We start from the raw sequence: 16453 nt of genomic DNA, 5'->3' as shown, positions 1-16453 counted from the left end.
CCTCATACAACCAGCTGGAAGATCAGGCCGGACAGCACGGCGCCGACAAAGCCCAGTCCGAGATAGGTCGCGAACACCTGCGGCTTGACCAGCGACCAGACCGCGGCCATCGCCGGGATCGAGCTGACCGCACCCGCGATCATGAAGGCCATCGCCGCGCCGGAACTCATGCCCTGATCCACAAGACCGGCCAGGAGTGGCGGCGCCACGTAGCTGTTGAGATAGGCAGGCATGCCGACCAGCGCGGAAATCACGATGGCGCCGAGCCCGTTGCCGCCGACAACACCGGCGATCAGGTCAGCCGGAACATAGGTAACAAGGGCAGCTTCCAGCACATAGGCCAGGGCCAGCCACTTGACCAGGAACAGCGCGTTGACCCTGAGCTCGGTGCCGAACTTTGCGGTGCGTTCCGTTTCCCGCCAGAACTGCCACACCGGACGGCCGGTCTGCGGCGAGGCCCCGCAGCCGCAGCCGCTGGCCGAGGATCCGATCTTCACCGGATTGGACAAGGCCCCCGTGCGCAACAGCATCGCCACAAGAAAGCCGCCGAACAGACCGAGCACGACGGCAAACACCGCCTTGCCGATGGCAAACGACCAGCCGAGCGCGCCGGCAGTGATCAGAAGGGTCGGCGGGTCGATCAGGGGTGAGGACAGCCAGAACGCCATGATTGCCGACAGGGGCGCGCCGACGGCCAGAAGACCGGCGATGAAGGGAATGACTTCGCAGGAGCAGAAAGGCGCCAGCCCCCCGAACAGCGCGGCAAGGACGATCGCCTGGGTTTCACGCCCCTCGAACGCCCGGGCGACATAGGCTTCCGCGCCCGCCGCCTTCAGCCAGGCAATCAGTGCCACCGCGAAGGCGATATAGGGCAACGTGCCGAGAAAGGCCTTGATCGCGAAACTCACGAAGGGAACAAATTGCGGCTGGTCGAGCAGCAGCACGAGCAGCGGGCCGCCGAGGACGATGGTCCAGGTCGACAGCAGGACACGTCGTCCCGGAAAACGCGTCCAGGACCATTTCGAGGCCGGCGTGCTGCAGCAGGATGTTTTCGGGGCACAGCAGCTAGCAGATCCACCTCCGCCCCCACTCCGCAGATCGTTCACGGTATCAGTCATCGACGAACTCACTTTTCCGTTTTGGCCCGCTTGGCTCACTAGGCCCAGCGCAACCGTTTGCATCCGCGCAGCATTCCTTCAGGATGTATCCGGCGAGGTTTTCCAGGTGATCGAAGGCGGCGTGATTGATCACCGACCGGCCGTCCTTTTCCTGCCTCACCAGTCCGGCGGCGGCGAGGAACTTCAGGTGATGGGCAAGGGTCGACGCCGCCATGCCCGTCCGGGACTGGATGTCACCGACCGTCAAACCGCCCTGCCCTGCCTTGACCAGCGTCAGAACCACCTGCAGTCGGGCTTCCGAGCCCAGCGCTGAAAAACCTTGCGCCGCGATTTCCAGATCCATGAAAGCCTCATCCAATATAACTATATTTCTAGTTATATAGTGATTTTGGATCTGTCAATGGCTTTCGACGCCCGGTGCTTGCAGGCAGCGCAGGCGGCGGCTGCGGATCGGAAACGATTGAAGGGTCAGGCAGCCACGAAACGCAGCACGGTTTCGGAAACATCCGCTTTCAGGATGTCCTGTCCGGCCGCCGATTGCAGCTCCGGACCGAACAGCATGGAAAAGGTCGTCGCGTTGGAAACGTTGAAGAAACTCATTGCCGAAATCAGCCAGTGTATCCGCAAGGGCGCCAGCCCGTCCCGGAACACGCCGTCGGTGACCCCCTTGGAATAGACCCCTTCGATCTGCGCAATGGCAGCCTCGTTGAGGCTCTTGATCTCGTCGGACTGCTCAAGGTAGCGGCCATTGTGAATGTTTTCGATCATCACCAGACGGATGAAGGCCGGATTGTTGCGGTGATGCTCGAAGGTGAATTCAACCAGTCTTGCCAGAGCCGCGCGCGGGCTCAAATGGTCCAGGTCCAGTTGCTCCTCGCCCTCGCGCACCTTCTTGTAGGCCGCCTCGAGCGCCTTCAGGTACAAGGTCTCCTTGTCCCCGAAATAATAGTAGATCATGCGTTTGGACGACCGCGTCTTGGCAGCGATTTCGTCCATCCGGGCACCCGACAGGCCGTTGGTCGCGAACTCTTCCAGCGCCACGGCCAGGATATTGGCCCGAACGCCTTCCGGATCCTGCTTCCATCGGGCGCGCGCGGAACTTTTCCCGGACGCCACCGTCTCATTGATTGACATGCCTTTTTCTAGCTCAGCCTGCCGCCCTGCGCCAGCCTTAATTAACTGTCTGGTACATTCCTCCTTGACTGAATTAACTGGTTAGTTCATTTTGCCGCCATAACGAAGCCGCAGCCGGATAAAAACCCCGCGAAGAGGGAAACCCCGGCTGACGGCCGGATCCGTGGGAGGAACCTGGGTGAGCACCGCAAGTGACATTTTGCTGGCCGGATTGATCGGACGCGGTATAGCGCGATCGAGAACGCCGGAAATGCACATGGCGGAAGCGGCCGCCCAGGGGATGCGCAGCGTCTATCGCATCATCGATGTCGACCTGCTTCCCGCGGACGACCAAAACATGAAAACCATTGTGCACGCGGCGGAATTGACCGGATTCAACGGTCTCAACGTCACCTATCCGTTCAAGATGGAAGTGATTGACCTTCTTGATGAACTCTCGCCCAACGCGGCCGCCGTCGGATCGGTCAACACCATTGTGTTCCGTCACGGCAGACGTATCGGCCACAACACCGATCTCTGGGGGTTTGCGGAAAGCTTCCGGCAGAACATGCCGGACGCACCCCTGGAGACGGTGCTTCTGCTCGGTGCGGGAGGAGCGGGTGTTGCCGTTGCCCACGCGTTGGCGGACTGCGGCACCCGGCATCTGAAAATTTTCGACCTGGACCCGGCCCGCGCCGAACAACTGGCTGCTAAGGTTCAGGCGAACCGCCCAGGCCTGAGCGTTGCGCCTGTTACCACCGTCACCGAAGCCGCCCGCCTGGATCTGTCCGGCGTGGTCAATGCCAGCCCGGTCGGCATGGCCAAGACGCCGGGCACACCGTTTCCGTTCGAGTTCCTGCGGCCCGGCATGTGGGTCGCGGACATCGTCTATTTCCCCCTGGAAACGGAGCTGCTGGCCGCCGCGCGGCAACTCGGCTGCCGCGTCCTGCCGGGATCCGGCATGGCGGTCTTTCAGGCCGTCCGGGCCTTTGAACTCTTTACCGGTCGGCGCGCCGATCCGGTTCGAATGAAGGCAGCGTTCGATGCCTTCGATGCCTTCGACACGATACCGCGGGCAGCCGCGGATGCTTGGGTCAACCTGCCGTCATGAGGCTCATGAAAGCAGGCAAGTTGATCGTTTTTAAAAGGATTGGAAGAGCCTGCGGATCACGCTCAACGGCGCTGAAAACCGCAAGACCCTGGCCGGGCATTTCATCTCGGAAGGCTTCAGGTCCGGCATCCAGCACATCGCCTTTGGATCCGGTGACATCTTCCAGACGGTCAGTGCGCTCAAGCGGAACGGTTTCGCGCCACTCGAGATCTCCCCGAACTACGACGACGACCTCGACGCCCGGTTCGGCCTTGAGGAGAGTTTTCTGGAGGCGTTGAAATCCTCCGGCATCCTCTATGACCGGGACGACACCGGCGAGTATTTCCAGCTCTACAGCCCCACTTATGGCGAGGGCTTCTTCTTCGAGGTGGTCGAGCGCCGTGGCGGCTACAAGGGCTACGGCGCCGCCAACGCCCAGTTCCGCATCGCTGCCCAGAAGCGGCGTTTCCGGGCAAAGGGCGTGCCCGTCCGCTGAATGGCAGAACCTGGCAGCCGACATCCCGCAGAGCACGTGAAGTTAGGGGGCGAGCGAAGTCAGGCGCGCTGGATCATGGTCCCGACAGTCACCGCCACCAGCGTCTTCGCCGCCGTGCCGGCCGCCTCCGCATAGGCCGCGTCACGGTGCACGAGCATTGTTGAAAACGCGCCATCCAACAGCAGCACCACATGACGGGCCAGGTCCTGGAACCGCTCGACGCCGGATGCTTCGAATTCTGCCGCCATCCAGGCCTCGAATTTCTTCTTGTGGGCTGCGCCGACCTTCATGGCCGGATGGCCTGGCATGTCGGCAAGCTCGGCGGCCGTGCGCAGGAAGCCACAGCCTTTCCATTTCGGATGGCGTGCGGACGCCGCAAGATTGCGGAATATCGCCTGGACCTTGTCCGCCAATCCGCCATCCGCTTCCTCGAACCAGCTTCGGAACAGATCCAGATTGGGTTGGTCGCGGGAGACCAGATAGGCCTCGATCAGGTCGTCCTTGCTCTTGAAATGATAATAGACGGTCTTCTTCGTGATCCCGGCTTTCGCCGCGATCGCGTCGAGGCTGACCGCGCGGATGCCTTCGGCGTAAAACAGCTTGTTCGCGGCCGTCAGGATCCGCTCGCTGGCAGTGGATGAGGGGCGTGTCATTCAATAAGTATACTCACCAGTGAATATACTTCAATGCCCGCCCCGGCTAGCCTCCGGATATCGAAATTACACAAGGGAGACGGACCATGTCCAACACCGTGCTACTGGACCGCCAGGGAAAAACAGCGCTGTTGACGCTCAACCGGCCGGAAAGGCTCAACGCGCTCGATTACGCGACCAACGATCTGATCTTGCAATATCTGGAGGAGCTCGAGCGGGACGATGCCATCCATACGGTCGTCATCACCGGCGCCGGCCGGCGCGCCTTTTCCGCCGGCGGCGATATTCACGAATTCTCCGCGACCATCGCGGCCGGAGCCGACATCGCCGTCCGGGAGTTCTGCCGCCGCGGACAGGCCATGACCGCGCGGCTGGAGGCCTTTCCCAAGCCGGTCATCGCCGCCGTCAACGGCCTTGCCTACGGCGGTGGCTGCGAGATCGCAGAAGCGGTGCATCTTGCCGTCGCCGCCGACACTGCCATGTTCGCGAAACCCGAGATCAATATCGGCATTCCGCCCACCTTCGGCGGCACCCAGCGCCTGCCCCGGCTGGCCGGGCGCAAACGGGCCCTCGAATTGCTGCTCACCGGCGATCCGTTCACGGCGCAGCGGGCCTTCGAACTCGGACTGGTCAACAAGGTGGTGCCGCCGGAGGCTGTCCTGGATGCGGCGTTCGAACTCGCCGGCCGCATTCAGCGGCACTCGCGTCATGCCGCCGCCCGCATCCTCACCGCCGTGACCCGCGGCCTGAACACCGGCATCGCCGAAGGCCTTCAGATCGAACAGGAGCAATTTGCGCGCATGGCGGTGACCCGCGACACCCGCGAAGGGCTCGACGCCTGGATCGAACGGAGAATTCCCGATTACGACAGCGATGGAACGCCCTGACCCCTCTCGGCGAAGGGGCGCGGTTTCAAGGCGTCACGCCTCTTCGGCAACCTGTTCGCCGGTTCCGTCCTTCACCTGGTCGATCCAGTTCTGAAGGTTGTAATAGGTTGTGATACGGGCGATATGGCCGTCGCGGATCTCGAAGAAACTGCCCGCCGGCAGCTTGTAGGTCTGGCCATGAGCTTCAGGCAGACCGTTGTCTGTATCGATATAGGTGCCGTTGACGATGAATTCGGCCGCGGCGCGTGTTCCGTCCTCCGTCACCAGCAGCACGATCTCGCTGAGCCGCTCCTTGTAGCAGCGGCTCATGTGCACGTTGAACGACCAGAACTTGTCCTTGCCGATACGCCGTTCGCCCTGGTTGACGTCATGAACAAGATCGTCGGCGACCAGGCTTTCCATCTTCTGGCTGTCGCCCGCGTTGAAGGCGGCGAAATACGTGTCGATCAGAAACCGGGACTGCTTGCTGGCCATGGATCCTCGCAGTGGCAAAATTACCGTGTACCGCGAGTGTGCCCGCGCGCCCCCGTCACCGCAAGGGGCAAGTCATCAGGCGGTATACGGAATTTTACCAAAGCCGCTTCAAAGCGGACGAAACCCTGTCAAAGACCCGGCAAAGACCCGGCAAAGACTCGGCGTGGTCCCGGCAAAAGCCCGGCAAGGCAGAGGTTTTTCAGGGAGAAGGCGGCACATCCGAGATTGACAGGTCGGCACGACTTAAAGATGATCAGACCGGATATTTTGTTAAATTCGGTTCTTTCATGCGTTTCCCCGCTGCCCGTCTGTCCGACATGCATACCTGCCCGATGTGCATGGGCGTGCCCGCTCCCATCGTATGGAAATGCGCCTACACGGTCCTGACCGGCAAGATGCCCCAGGCCCGTATCGGCGACATGTGCGTGTGTGTCGGTCCGCCCCCGCCCGCCGGCGGCGACCCGATCATCACCGGTGCCTGGAATGTCCTGGTCGAAGGCAGCCCGGCCGCCCGCATGACCGACCTGACGGCCAAGGGCGGGGCCATCATCACCGGTTTCCCGACGGTCCTGATCGGGATGCAGGGTGCGGGAGGGGGCGGTGGCGGCGCGGCTCCGGTCGGTCTGTTCGATCTTCTGAAGAATCTGCTTTCCGAATTTCTGTCCGCTGTCTTCGCGGCCCAACGCCAGGTCTACAAGGACGGCTTCGACGTCGCTCTCGCAGAATCTGCGGACAAGCTGAGCAAGTTCCTGTTTGCTGAAGGCTCACTTGAAATCGAACGCGAAGGCCTGATCGGCCAACTCATGGCCAAGTTTGATACCGGTCTCGCAAAATGGGATGTCTCCGGGCACTTCTTCGAGGCTTTCCCCTATATCGGCGGATACACGAAAGGCGATGTGCTCAGGCTGCAAGCCAGGGACGAACTCGGCGTCGTCTATGGCGGAGGCCACACCCTGGGTGTCAAGGCAACGGGTGCAACCGCCGGCGCAGGTTTTTTCATCGGAGATGACGAAAACAACCCGTGGTATGAAGCCGGTGTACAGGGCGCAGCAGGACAGGCGGAACTCGCCGGAGAAGCACTCGTTGGCTATGACGGCCGCCGCGCAGGTCTTGCGGTCGGCGGAAAGGCGGCGGCTGACGGCCTTGCCGGCGATGTCGTCAATGAAGTCAACATTCCGATCCCGTTTACGGACTACTCGATCGGCATGCGCGGAAAGGTTGGCGTTACCGGCTATTCTGCCGGGGCAGAAGGGCGCGGATATGGTTTTTATGATACCGAAACGGACCGGGCACATACCGGTCTCTCGGGCGGCATTGACGCGGGCGCTGGTCTTGGCGGTTCTATCGATTTCAGTATTGGCAAGCGCTACAAGGACCGAAATCGCGATAGCGCAGGCTTCTAGCCCAACGGACAAAGGTCGAATGCAAGACAACCGGAAAATTGCCAAAACTCCGCCCCCGTCTGCCTTCCAGCAGGGCTACGGTATTTTCCAGTACCGCAACACTGTTCAATCCCTTTTTGATTTTTCAATTCGCCTGCCGGACACCTGGACAGCCTACCCTGTCGCAGACAAGGTCCCGACGGATCAGATGCCCCTCACGGTCCTGCTGACCTCCCATGGTTCTGACAAGAATGTCGAACTCCTTGTGTGGGGGAATCTGATGCCCCGCGAAGTCAATCCAGTCGACTGGCTGGACGGGTGGTTACACTCTCAGAGCCTTCGCGCACTCGATATTCAGATGCGCAAGTCCTCGTATGGTGTGCTTGCCGACGTTCTCGCCACCGGTACGAACAAGGGCAAGGTCACGCTTCACCGGCTCGCGACATTCAAGGACGGCAACCGGCTTTTCCTCCTCGAAGCGCGCTCGCCTGCCACGCCTCCCGAAACGGTGAGGCAGATGCAAACGCTCTTTTCCGGTGCCTTGACCGGCTTCAGGCTCAGCAATCCGACACATGAGCGTTTTGCCGAACCCTTCGCTTTTCAACAACTTGATGGAACGAAACCGCTTCAGGTCGCGGTTCCGGAAAGCTGGCAGAAGACGGTTTCTCAAAATGCTCCGGAGGGCGGCGCGGCGTTGCAGTTGGACAACCTTGCGGACGGCACGTCGCTCGGCACAATCATCATTGTCGCGTCATCCGTTGCCGGCGATGCACCGGCTCTGGAAAAAGTGACGCTTGAGAATCTGGCGGCAAACGGAATTGGCATTGTTCCGGATTCAGGGACATTCGGAACCGTCGAAGCGACACCTCTTCCGAGCCAGTTGGCGCGCGTCGACGCCAAACGTGGCCACCTTGACCTGGAAATGACATTGCTGCGGGCCGGCTCGGCGGACGTCTCGGTTTCCGCCATCCTTCTCTCCCCCGCGCGCTCGACGAATTTCGAAGCCTGGGCCATCAACCGAAGAGCGTTTGAAATCGTCGTGGAATCGCTTCAGCCGCTACGATAACGCACGTTGCATTTGTCTTGCCGCATGGGACCATGTCGAAAGACGTGGCTCATAGCAGCGGCGCTTGCCACGATGCGGCGTCTCGGCTCATCTGACCCGCCTCGCTGCGTGAACCGTTCGGCACCATCAAATGCATCAAAACACATGGTGCTTGAGAGGCAGTGGCGCCCCCCTCAAAACCCCGTCAGCCCCCGCTCCAGCCACTGGCTCTGGGGGATTTCGTTCCCGATCTTGAAGGCGAAGTTTTCCACCCGGGTCACGCCGCTGTCGGTCTCGCAGCGGAAGGAGACGTCGAACCAGCGGCCCAGGCTCCGGAAGGCGGCGGTTTTCGGTTGCAGAACGTTGCCCGGCGGCGGGCGAAATCTCGGCAGCAGTTCCGGCGGCAGGGCGCTGACCGAGGAGATCTGCGCGCGCAGCTCCGTCATGCACAGAAGGTTCAGCCGCTGGCCCTCGGACATGCCGCGCATCGCGGTGCGTGCCTGCGGGGCGTCCAGAATATCGCGCGAATAAAGCTGCCTTGCCGCCAGCATGCCCGCCGGCGGGCCTGACGCTCCCGTCCGGGCGGATTCGCGGCGCGCCGCCGGAGCCGTCTGCGCCGCGCGGGCCGGCTTGGGAGCGGGCGTCGCCTCGGTGACGATCGGCCCGACCACGCCAAAATCCTCGGGCGCCGTAATCTCCGCGATACCGGTGTCGGTTTCGGCCTCCGTGCCCGATGCCGCTTCCGTCTCTTCAGCGGGGTCGATCACCGGCGTGTCCGCCGTGTCGCTCTCCTGTGGCGCGTCTTCCGGCACAGGAACCGGGTCAGGTTCCGCATCCGTGTCTTCCCCGGCCTCTGCCGTATCGGTCTCGGCCGCCGGATCAGCTTCGCCTGCGGTCGCCTCTTCCGCTGCCTCCGTCTCGGCGTCCGTCTCCTGAGCTGTTTCGGTCTCGGCCGGTTCTTCGTTCTCTACCGGCTCTGCTGGCTCTACCGGCTCTTCAGGCGCTTCCGCGTCGGCCCGCTCCTCCGGCGGCGTTTCCTCGCCCACCGGGCCGGTGTCCTCCTCGCCGAATTCCTCGACCGGCTGCAGCACGGGCACATCCGCCGGCGGCGTTGCGGCCTCCTCCGGCTGCTGCGGTGCGGGCGGCGGGGCCGGAGGTGGCGGTGGAGGGGCGACTGCCGGCTCGGCCTGCTCCGGTTCGGGAACGTCCGGTTCTTCGGGTTCCGGCTCTTCGGGCACGGCGGGCGGGGACGTTTGCTCGGGTGGCGGCACCAGTTCCACCTCGACCGTGTCTTCAATCGGCTGCGAGACATATCCCGATATGACGCCGGTCAACATCAGCGCCGCCAGCGCATGCAACACCAGCGAAATCGCAATCCCCCAGCCGAATCCCTTCCGGTCCTGGGGTTCGTCCCCGTCCATCGGTCGGTCCATATCGGCGATCATGGCCAAGAAAATGCCCCTGGTTCGGTTTCGGCGGTCGCAAGTCCGGCATCCTGCACCAAAAAACCCGGCGTCGCCGCCGGGTTCCTGGAAGGGTGTCTGTCGGGCTCCGTGGCAGTCCTCAGCTGTCGAGGAACGAACGCAGCTTGCGCGATCGGCTCGGGTGCTTCAGCTTGCGAAGAGCCTTGGCCTCGATCTGGCGGATACGCTCGCGGGTGACCGAGAACTGCTGGCCGACCTCTTCAAGCGTGTGATCGGTGTTCATGCCGATGCCGAAGCGCATCCTGAGAACACGTTCCTCGCGCGGGGTCAGCGAGGCCAGCACGCGCGTGGTGGTCTCGCGCAGGTTCGACTGGATCGCCGCGTCGATCGGCAGCACCGCGTTCTTGTCCTCGATGAAATCGCCGAGATGGGAATCCTCCTCGTCGCCGATCGGCGTTTCGAGCGAGATCGGCTCCTTGGCGATCTTCAGGACCTTGCGGACCTTTTCCAGCGGCATCTGCAGCTTTTCGGCCAGCTCTTCCGGGGTCGGCTCGCGGCCGATCTCGTGCAGCATCTGGCGCGAAGTCCGCACGATCTTGTTGATCGTCTCGATCATGTGCACCGGAATACGGATGGTGCGGGCCTGGTCGGCGATCGAACGGGTGATCGCCTGCCGGATCCACCATGTGGCATAGGTGGAGAACTTGTAGCCGCGCCGGTATTCGAACTTGTCCACCGCCTTCATCAGACCGATGTTGCCCTCCTGGATAAGGTCCAGGAACTGCAGGCCGCGGTTGGTGTATTTCTTGGCAATGGAAATCACCAGGCGCAGGTTGGCCTCGACCATTTCCTTTTTGGCGATGCGCGCCTCGCGCTCGCCCTTCTGCACCATCGCGACGATGCGGCGGAATTCGGTGATCTCAAGGCCGGTTTCCGTCGCCAGCGTCTGGATTTCCTGACGCAGCTCGCGGACGGTTTCCTTTTCCTTGGCGATGAAGTTCTTCCAGCCACGCGTGGACAGATTGGCGACCTTGCGCAGCCAGTTCGGGTCGAGCTCGGCCCCCTGATACTGCTTGAGGAAGTCGGTGCGGTCGACGTTGTAGCTGTCGGCCAGCCGCAGCAGGCGGCCTTCATAGCCCATCAGGCGCTTGTTGATGTCGTAGAGCTGGGCCACCAGCGCATCGATGCGGTTCTGGTTGAGCGACAGGCTTTTGACATCGACGATGATGTCTTCTTTCAGCTTCTTGTAGCGGCGCTCCTGGCTCGGCGACAGGGTCTTGTTGGCCAGCTTGTTTTCGACAAGCTGATCCTGCAGGCGGCGCAGTTTCTTGTAGTTGTCGGCGATGTTGTCGAAGGTTTCCAGAACGCCCGGCTTCAGTTCCGCTTCCATGGCGGAGAGGGAGACGTTGGATTCGAATTCGTCGTCGTCATCGTCCTCCTCGCTCTCGCCGTCCTGGTTCTGGGTCTCCTCGGACGTCCCTTCGGTCTTCTCCGGCGCGCTCTCGCCCGGTGCCACATCGTCATTGGCGACAGCCGGCCCCGCCTTGGCGTCCGGCCCGGCATAGGTCGCTTCCAGGTCGATGATGTCGCGCAGCAGGACCTGGGCTTCGTTCAGCTCGTCGCGCCAGATGATGATCGCCTGGAACGTCAGCGGGCTTTCGCACAGGCCCGCGATCATGGCTTCCCGGCCGGCTTCGATCCGCTTGGCGATCGCGATCTCGCCCTCGCGGGAGAGCAGCTCCACCGAGCCCATTTCGCGCAGATACATGCGCACCGGATCATCGGTGCGATCCGCGGGTTCCTTGGTGGTGGTGGTCTTGGTAACAGCCGTCTTGGGAGCGGTGACCAGTTCGCCGCCGTCAACTTCTTCAGGACCGTCTTCGGCTTCGTCGGAATCGATCACGTTGATCCCCATATCGGACAGCATTGACATGGTGTCCTCGATTTTCTCCGACGACACCTGCTCTGACGGCAGCACCTCGTTCAACTCGTCATAGGTGACGTAGCCGCGCTTCTTGGCGGCCTTGATCATCTTCTTGACAGCGGCATCCGACAAATCCAGCAGCGGACCATCCGGGCCGTCCGCGCTCTGTTCCTGAGTGTCGTCTGCTTGTGTCGCTTTGGCTACCATATCGTGCTCCAGTTCGTGGCCGGTCCGGCCACGCCGCGCCTATATTCCGACTTCAACTCAATTCGCCCTCAGCGCGCCAGCTATGCGAGCGGCGGCGTCCAGAGGAATCATTGCGAATAGGTTTGTAAGCCGTGTCCCTTAAGTCCCAATTAACCGTACGCATTTCGACAATGACAGATTTCAGCATCGGCACAGCATACGGCCATTCATGTCTGCATTCGCTGATCGAATGCGGAAGAGGTATTCATACGGGTTGCAGCTGTTTTAAGACTATAGCCGCGAGCAGGCTCATAGGCTGCGGCGCGTGAAAGCTGCAAACGTTCTATTTAGCTCGACACGCGCGATTCGCAAGTGTGATTCGTCACAGGTCAATTGAAAAATGTGTTTTTTTAAGGCACTTGGCCACCAAAACAGGTGAATAGACGGCATCTGCCGACACGCAGCCAACGGAGTGCCGACACTAACGCGCGGTTCCTGCGCGCTCCGTTATTGCGCCGCTGCGACGGCAGCCGGTGCGGACCGGATCTTTCTGGCACGTTCCGCAAGATCGGCTTCGTCGCGCGCGCATTCCTCGCGCCGGCGACCGAGATCCTGTGTCAGCGCCTGAATGCGCATCCAGGCATGTTCATCGAGTTGCTCGTCCGCGTTTGCCAGTTCCGCCGACAATTCCTCATCCAGCGCATTGAGTTCCAGGACATCCAGGAAATGCAGGAACGCCGCCTCGACGAAATCCTCCGGCGGATTTGATTTCAGAAGGGGAAAGCGATGGATCAGCGCGGAGAACTCGGAACCGTTCTGTTCCTGCAGCCCCATGCTCTCCGGCCGGGTTTCCGACATGATGTCCCTGAGCGGACCGTCGAAGGTGCTGGTCAGGTCGGCAATCGGAGTGTCCTCGAGATCGTCAACGATCCGGCACAGGACATCGCGCAACTGACGATGCAGGTCGTTGGTCAGCGGCAACATGGAAAACCGCTCGAAATTCCTGTCGAGCATATGCGGATAGCGCATGCTCAAACCCAGTACGAGGCGTTCCGTTCCGAAATCGTCGCTCGCGGCCACCCGTTCCCTGCCCGTGCCCAGCGCGGACACCGTCTCCCCGGTCTTGCCGCCGCCTTTTCGGGTCTGCCGGGCCTGCTCGAAGAACAGGTTCGACAACCTGAAGCGCAGATCGAGCTGATAGCGGCGGCGCACCCGTTCATCCCGGATCGTGCCGATCAGATCGTCGAAACGCTTTTCGAGCGCGGCCTTGCGCTCCGGCGTGTCCAGGCGCGACGCAGAGATCTCCCGGTCCCAGACCACATCGAACAGAGCCCGCGCACGGTCCGTTTCCGCCTGGAACCCCTCCAGCCCGCGCTGTTTGATCAGGTCGTCCGGATCCATGCCGTCCGGCAAAAAGCAGAACTGGAACGAAAAACCGCTTTTCAGGACCGGAAAGATCCGGTCGATCGACCGGTGCGCCGCCGCGACCCCGGCTGCATCGCCATCGAAGCAGATCACCGGCTCCGGAGCGAATTTCCACAGGCGCACCACCTGATCCTCGGTGAAGGCGGTTCCGAGCGAGGCGACCACATGCTGGACCCCGGCCTGCCAAAGGGCGATTGCATCGAGATAGCCCTCGACAACCACCGCCTCCCCGGACTTGTAGGCCGGTTCGCGCGCGCGGTGCGCATTGAACAGCATGACGCCCTTGTGAAACAGGGGCGTTTCCGGAGAATTCAGGTATTTGGGCTGTCCGTCCGGCGACAGCGTACGCCCGCCGAAGGCGACGACACGGCCACGGTCGTCCTGAATGGGGATCATCAGCCGGCCCCGGAACCGGTCATAACAGGGCCGCCCGCCCTCCGGCCTGATGACGAGACCCGCCTCCACCATCAGATCTTCGGAAACGTCGCGGGCAGCCAGATGGGATTTCAGCGCGGTACGGCTGTCCGGCGCGAACCCGAAACGGAATTCCGACAGGGTTTCCGCCGTCAGCCCCCGCCGGCCACAATAGGCGCGGGCGTCTTCGCCGCGCGGTCCCGCATATTCGGCCTGGAAGAACCGGGCGGCCATTTCGCAGATTTCCGCAAGCCCGGCCCGTTGGGTCTCGCGCCGTGCGGCCTGCGGATCGGGTGCGGGCAGCGCCACGCCTGCATTTTCGGCCAGCCGCTCGACGGCTTCGGGAAAACTGAGCCCCTCGGTCTCGCACACGAAGGTGAAATGGTCGCCCGAAGCCCCGCAGCCGAAGCACTTGTAGCGGTTGCGCCGGTCATCGACGTGAAAGCTCGGGCTCTTTTCCTGATGAAACGGACAGCAGGCCCAGTAGTCGCCCCGTCCCGGCTGCGTCTTGCGCCGGTCCCAGGTCACGCGGCGGCCGACCAGCTCCGACAGGGTCAGCCGGGCGCGGATTTCATCTAGAAGGCGCGGTTCGAAACGCATGGAACGCTAACAGCCCGGGGTCAGTGGATACATCAGGGCCCGGCAGCGGCCACGGGGCGGCGCCGGAACGGTCTGACAAAATAGAGTGTCTTCCGGCCTGATGCCAGAGGCACGGAGCATCAAGAGAACCGCTCTGGACAGGCTGTTGACAAGCGGCCGGCGGGGCCGGGGCACGGCCTAGTCGCCGCCGCTCTCCGGTGAAGCGGCTTCCGGCTTGTCGTTGCCGTCGGTCCGCAGCATGTCCTTGACGACGCAGGACGCCTGCACGAAGTCCATCTTGCCCGGATAGCGGGTCTTGAGTTCGCTCATGCAGCGGCCGATGTCGCGCAGGCCCTGGGCATCGATATCCTTGACCGTTTCCTCGCAGATCGAGCGCATTTCGTCGCCGCTCACCTGAACCGGCAGGAATTCCCGGATGATGTCCTGTTCGGCCCGCTCCTGCTCGACAAGATCAAGCTGTCCACCGCTTTCGAATTCTTCGGCCGAGATTTCGCGCTGGCGGATCATTTTCTGAAGGATGTCAATCACTTCGTTTTCTTTGACGCCGTCCTTGCCGTTTTCGCGGGCGGCGGCCTCACGGTCTTTGACGGCGGTCTGCACAAGGCGCAGGGTCGCGCATCGGCGCTTGTCGCCATCGTTCTGCGCCACCTTCAAGGCCGCGTTGATTCTGTCGCGCATTTCTGTGCGCATGGTTCACCCTACCCCTGCCGTGCTGAGGGATGAAGCGCCTCGACGCCCGTCCCACTAACCAGCTAAGTTATTGAATTTTAGATATCTTTTTTCAGAGGATCAATATTGACGATCCAAGCCGCTTCCCATAGAGTCCCGCGCTGAATGCAGGCGGCCACCTGCAGGCATCTGGCCTGCCGCGAACGCCTTTCCTGCAGTGCATGATGTCACCAACAAGATCTGGAAACAAGACATGACGACAGCAGACGCATGGTCCGAGACCCCGGCGACCGCCCTGCTCGTGTTATCCGACGGCAGCATTATCGAGGGACAGGGCCTCGGCGCCACGGGCCAAGCCGTTGGTGAGATTTGCTTTAATACGGCCATGACCGGTTATCAGGAAATCCTCACGGACCCCTCCTATTCTGGACAGATCATCACCTTCACATTTCCGCATATCGGCAATGTCGGCACCAACGACGACGACATCGAGACCGTCAACATGGCCGCGGACAGTGGCATCCGCGGTGTCGTTCTGGCTGCGGCCATCACCGACCCGGCAAATTACAGGGCGGCCAAACATCTCGATGCCTGGCTGAAAAGCCGCAACCTGATCGGCATCAGCGGCGTCGACACCCGTGCCCTGACCGCCCTGATCCGGGAAAAGGGCGTACCCAATGGTGTCATCGCCCACGCTCCGGACGGCCAGTTCGACATTGACAGCCTGAAGGCGGCGGCGGTCAACTGGCCCGGCCTGGTCGGAATGGACCTTGCGAAGGACGCCTCGACCACCCAGTCCCATCCCTGGTCCCAGACCACGTGGAAATGGAACGAGGGTTACGGCGAAGCAAGCGACGCCTCCTACAAGGTGGTTGCGATCGACTATGGTATCAAGCGCAATATCTTGCGTCTGCTGACCGACGCCGGCTGCCAGGTCACCGTGCTGCCGGCCACGGCGACGGCGCAGGACGTTCTGGCGCACGATCCGGACGGCGTTTTCCTGTCCAATGGACCGGGCGATCCGGCCGCCACCGGCGCCTATGCCGTCAGCACGATCCGCACGGTGGTCGAGAAAGGCATTCCGACCTTCGGAATTTGCCTCGGGCACCAGATGCTGGCCCTGGCCCTTGGCGGCAAGACGGTCAAGATGCACCAGGGACACCATGGTGCGAACCATCCCGTCTTCGACCACACAACCGGCAAGGTCGAGATCACCTCGATGAACCACGGTTTCGCCGTCGACGCCGACAGTCTGCCGGACAACGTGGCCCAGACCCACGTCTCCCTGTTCGACGGCTCCAATTGCGGACTGGCCATGAAGGACAAACCGGTCTTTTCCGTCCAGTACCATCCCGAAGCGTCTCCGGGACCGCATGACAGCAATTACCTGTTCAAGCGGTTCACCGGATTGATGGACACGTCCAGAACGCTCCAGGACGCGGCATCCTGAAACAGCGCGCCTGACCGCCGGCCGCTGCCTTCGGACACGGCCCTTTGAACCAATGAGCGTTGTTTCGGCCCGGTCGGTCCGAAAAGAAAACCGCGTCAAAGCC

At 62.1% G+C, this 16453-nt stretch carries 14 protein-coding genes and 1 pseudogene; 6 read left to right on the top strand and 9 right to left on the bottom strand.

What is annotated here, in order from left to right; translation table 11 throughout:
- Positions 1-2: 2 nt before the first annotated feature.
- The 3 genes from AC0VX3_RS09320 to AC0VX3_RS09310 all read right to left on the bottom strand — a co-directional run bounded on the left by AC0VX3_RS09320 (position 3) and on the right by AC0VX3_RS09310 (position 2252).
- Entirely contained in the window at positions 3-1118 is a 1116-nt protein-coding gene (locus tag AC0VX3_RS09320) for a permease (RefSeq protein WP_475524471.1), read from the bottom strand.
- On the bottom strand, positions 1111-1461 hold the full coding sequence (locus AC0VX3_RS09315) for an ArsR/SmtB family transcription factor (RefSeq protein WP_342895319.1): 351 nt from the start codon (positions 1459-1461) through the stop codon (positions 1111-1113). The genes AC0VX3_RS09320 and AC0VX3_RS09315 overlap by 8 nt, the downstream gene beginning before the upstream one ends.
- A gap of 125 nt (positions 1462-1586) precedes the next feature.
- Positions 1587-2252 carry a TetR/AcrR family transcriptional regulator gene (locus tag AC0VX3_RS09310; protein ID WP_475524470.1) on the bottom strand — a complete coding sequence of 222 codons (666 nt, stop codon included), beginning with the start codon at positions 2250-2252 and terminating at the stop codon, positions 1587-1589.
- Between the two features lie 178 nt (positions 2253-2430).
- Between AC0VX3_RS09310 and AC0VX3_RS09305 the strand changes: the two genes are divergently transcribed.
- Positions 2431-3342, top strand: coding sequence for a shikimate dehydrogenase (locus tag AC0VX3_RS09305; RefSeq protein WP_475524469.1), 912 nt, complete (start codon positions 2431-2433; stop codon positions 3340-3342).
- Between the two features lie 46 nt (positions 3343-3388).
- Positions 3389-3817 (top strand): annotated as a pseudogene (locus tag AC0VX3_RS09300) (3-keto-5-aminohexanoate cleavage protein); the annotation flags it as partial.
- A gap of 59 nt (positions 3818-3876) precedes the next feature.
- Here the strand turns inward: AC0VX3_RS09300 and AC0VX3_RS09295 are convergent.
- Positions 3877-4470, bottom strand: coding sequence for a TetR/AcrR family transcriptional regulator (locus tag AC0VX3_RS09295; RefSeq protein ID WP_475524468.1), 594 nt, complete (start codon positions 4468-4470; stop codon positions 3877-3879).
- 86 nt (positions 4471-4556) lie between these two features.
- Here AC0VX3_RS09295 and AC0VX3_RS09290 point away from each other — a divergent pair, with 86 nt between their 5' ends.
- Positions 4557-5357 carry a crotonase/enoyl-CoA hydratase family protein gene (locus tag AC0VX3_RS09290; RefSeq protein ID WP_475524467.1) on the top strand — a complete coding sequence of 267 codons (801 nt, stop codon included), beginning with the start codon at positions 4557-4559 and terminating at the stop codon, positions 5355-5357.
- Positions 5358-5390: 33 nt separating this feature from the next.
- On the opposite strand, the gene AC0VX3_RS09285 is transcribed toward AC0VX3_RS09290, so the two are convergent.
- Positions 5391-5831 (bottom strand): ketosteroid isomerase-related protein, encoded by a 441-nt coding sequence (locus AC0VX3_RS09285; protein ID WP_475524466.1) that lies wholly within the window; start codon positions 5829-5831, stop codon positions 5391-5393.
- 287 nt (positions 5832-6118) lie between these two features.
- Between AC0VX3_RS09285 and AC0VX3_RS09280 the strand changes: the two genes are divergently transcribed.
- Complete coding sequence (locus AC0VX3_RS09280) at positions 6119-7234, top strand: PAAR domain-containing protein (protein ID WP_475524465.1); 1116 nt, start codon at positions 6119-6121, stop codon at positions 7232-7234.
- Positions 7164-8279, top strand: a complete 1116-nt coding sequence (locus AC0VX3_RS09275) for a hypothetical protein (RefSeq protein ID WP_475524464.1) — start codon at positions 7164-7166, stop codon at positions 8277-8279. The genes AC0VX3_RS09280 and AC0VX3_RS09275 overlap by 71 nt, the downstream gene beginning before the upstream one ends.
- Positions 8280-8452: 173 nt before the next feature.
- On the opposite strand, the gene AC0VX3_RS09270 is transcribed toward AC0VX3_RS09275, so the two are convergent.
- The 4 genes from AC0VX3_RS09270 to AC0VX3_RS09255 form a co-directional block, all read right to left on the bottom strand.
- A complete protein-coding gene (locus AC0VX3_RS09270) occupies positions 8453-9703 on the bottom strand; it encodes a DUF930 domain-containing protein (RefSeq protein WP_475524463.1) in 1251 nt (416 codons plus the stop codon).
- 118 nt (positions 9704-9821) lie between these two features.
- A complete protein-coding gene (rpoD, locus tag AC0VX3_RS09265) occupies positions 9822-11813 on the bottom strand; it encodes an RNA polymerase sigma factor RpoD (protein ID WP_475524462.1) in 1992 nt (663 codons plus the stop codon).
- Positions 11814-12299: 486 nt separating this feature from the next.
- Positions 12300-14231 carry a DNA primase gene (dnaG, locus tag AC0VX3_RS09260; RefSeq protein ID WP_475524461.1) on the bottom strand — a complete coding sequence of 644 codons (1932 nt, stop codon included), beginning with the start codon at positions 14229-14231 and terminating at the stop codon, positions 12300-12302.
- Between the two features lie 177 nt (positions 14232-14408).
- A complete protein-coding gene (locus tag AC0VX3_RS09255) occupies positions 14409-14909 on the bottom strand; it encodes a GatB/YqeY domain-containing protein (protein ID WP_342895330.1) in 501 nt (166 codons plus the stop codon).
- Positions 14910-15153: 244 nt separating this feature from the next.
- Here AC0VX3_RS09255 and carA point away from each other — a divergent pair, with 244 nt between their 5' ends.
- Positions 15154-16350 (top strand): glutamine-hydrolyzing carbamoyl-phosphate synthase small subunit, encoded by a 1197-nt coding sequence (gene carA / locus AC0VX3_RS09250; protein ID WP_475524460.1) that lies wholly within the window; start codon positions 15154-15156, stop codon positions 16348-16350.
- The last annotated feature ends 103 nt before the right edge of the window (positions 16351-16453 follow it).

It is taken from the genome of Roseibium sp. QJM3NY_11 (assembly GCF_056173175.1).
The sequence above is the reverse complement of the archived record's forward strand: the minus strand, read 5'-3'. Positions and strand labels throughout refer to the sequence as shown.

Excerpts from the sequence above, each read along its gene's own strand:
- AC0VX3_RS09320 (WP_475524471.1), bottom strand. The coding sequence starts at position 1,118 with ATGACTGATACCGTGAACGATCTGCGGAGTGGGGGCGGAGGTGGATCT.
- AC0VX3_RS09315 (WP_342895319.1), bottom strand. The coding sequence starts at position 1,461 with ATGGATCTGGAAATCGCGGCGCAAGGTTTTTCAGCGCTGGGCTCGGAA.
- AC0VX3_RS09310 (WP_475524470.1), bottom strand. The coding sequence starts at position 2,252 with ATGTCAATCAATGAGACGGTGGCGTCCGGGAAAAGTTCCGCGCGCGCC.
- AC0VX3_RS09295 (WP_475524468.1), bottom strand. The coding sequence starts at position 4,470 with ATGACACGCCCCTCATCCACTGCCAGCGAGCGGATCCTGACGGCCGCG.
- AC0VX3_RS09290 (WP_475524467.1), top strand. The coding sequence starts at position 4,557 with ATGTCCAACACCGTGCTACTGGACCGCCAGGGAAAAACAGCGCTGTTG.
- AC0VX3_RS09285 (WP_475524466.1), bottom strand. The coding sequence starts at position 5,831 with ATGGCCAGCAAGCAGTCCCGGTTTCTGATCGACACGTATTTCGCCGCC.
- AC0VX3_RS09280 (WP_475524465.1), top strand. The coding sequence starts at position 6,119 with ATGCGTTTCCCCGCTGCCCGTCTGTCCGACATGCATACCTGCCCGATG.
- AC0VX3_RS09270 (WP_475524463.1), bottom strand. The coding sequence starts at position 9,703 with ATGATCGCCGATATGGACCGACCGATGGACGGGGACGAACCCCAGGAC.
- rpoD (WP_475524462.1), bottom strand. The coding sequence starts at position 11,813 with ATGGTAGCCAAAGCGACACAAGCAGACGACACTCAGGAACAGAGCGCG.
- dnaG (WP_475524461.1), bottom strand. The coding sequence starts at position 14,231 with ATGCGTTTCGAACCGCGCCTTCTAGATGAAATCCGCGCCCGGCTGACC.
- AC0VX3_RS09255 (WP_342895330.1), bottom strand. The coding sequence starts at position 14,909 with ATGCGCGACAGAATCAACGCGGCCTTGAAGGTGGCGCAGAACGATGGC.
- carA (WP_475524460.1), top strand. The coding sequence starts at position 15,154 with ATGACGACAGCAGACGCATGGTCCGAGACCCCGGCGACCGCCCTGCTC.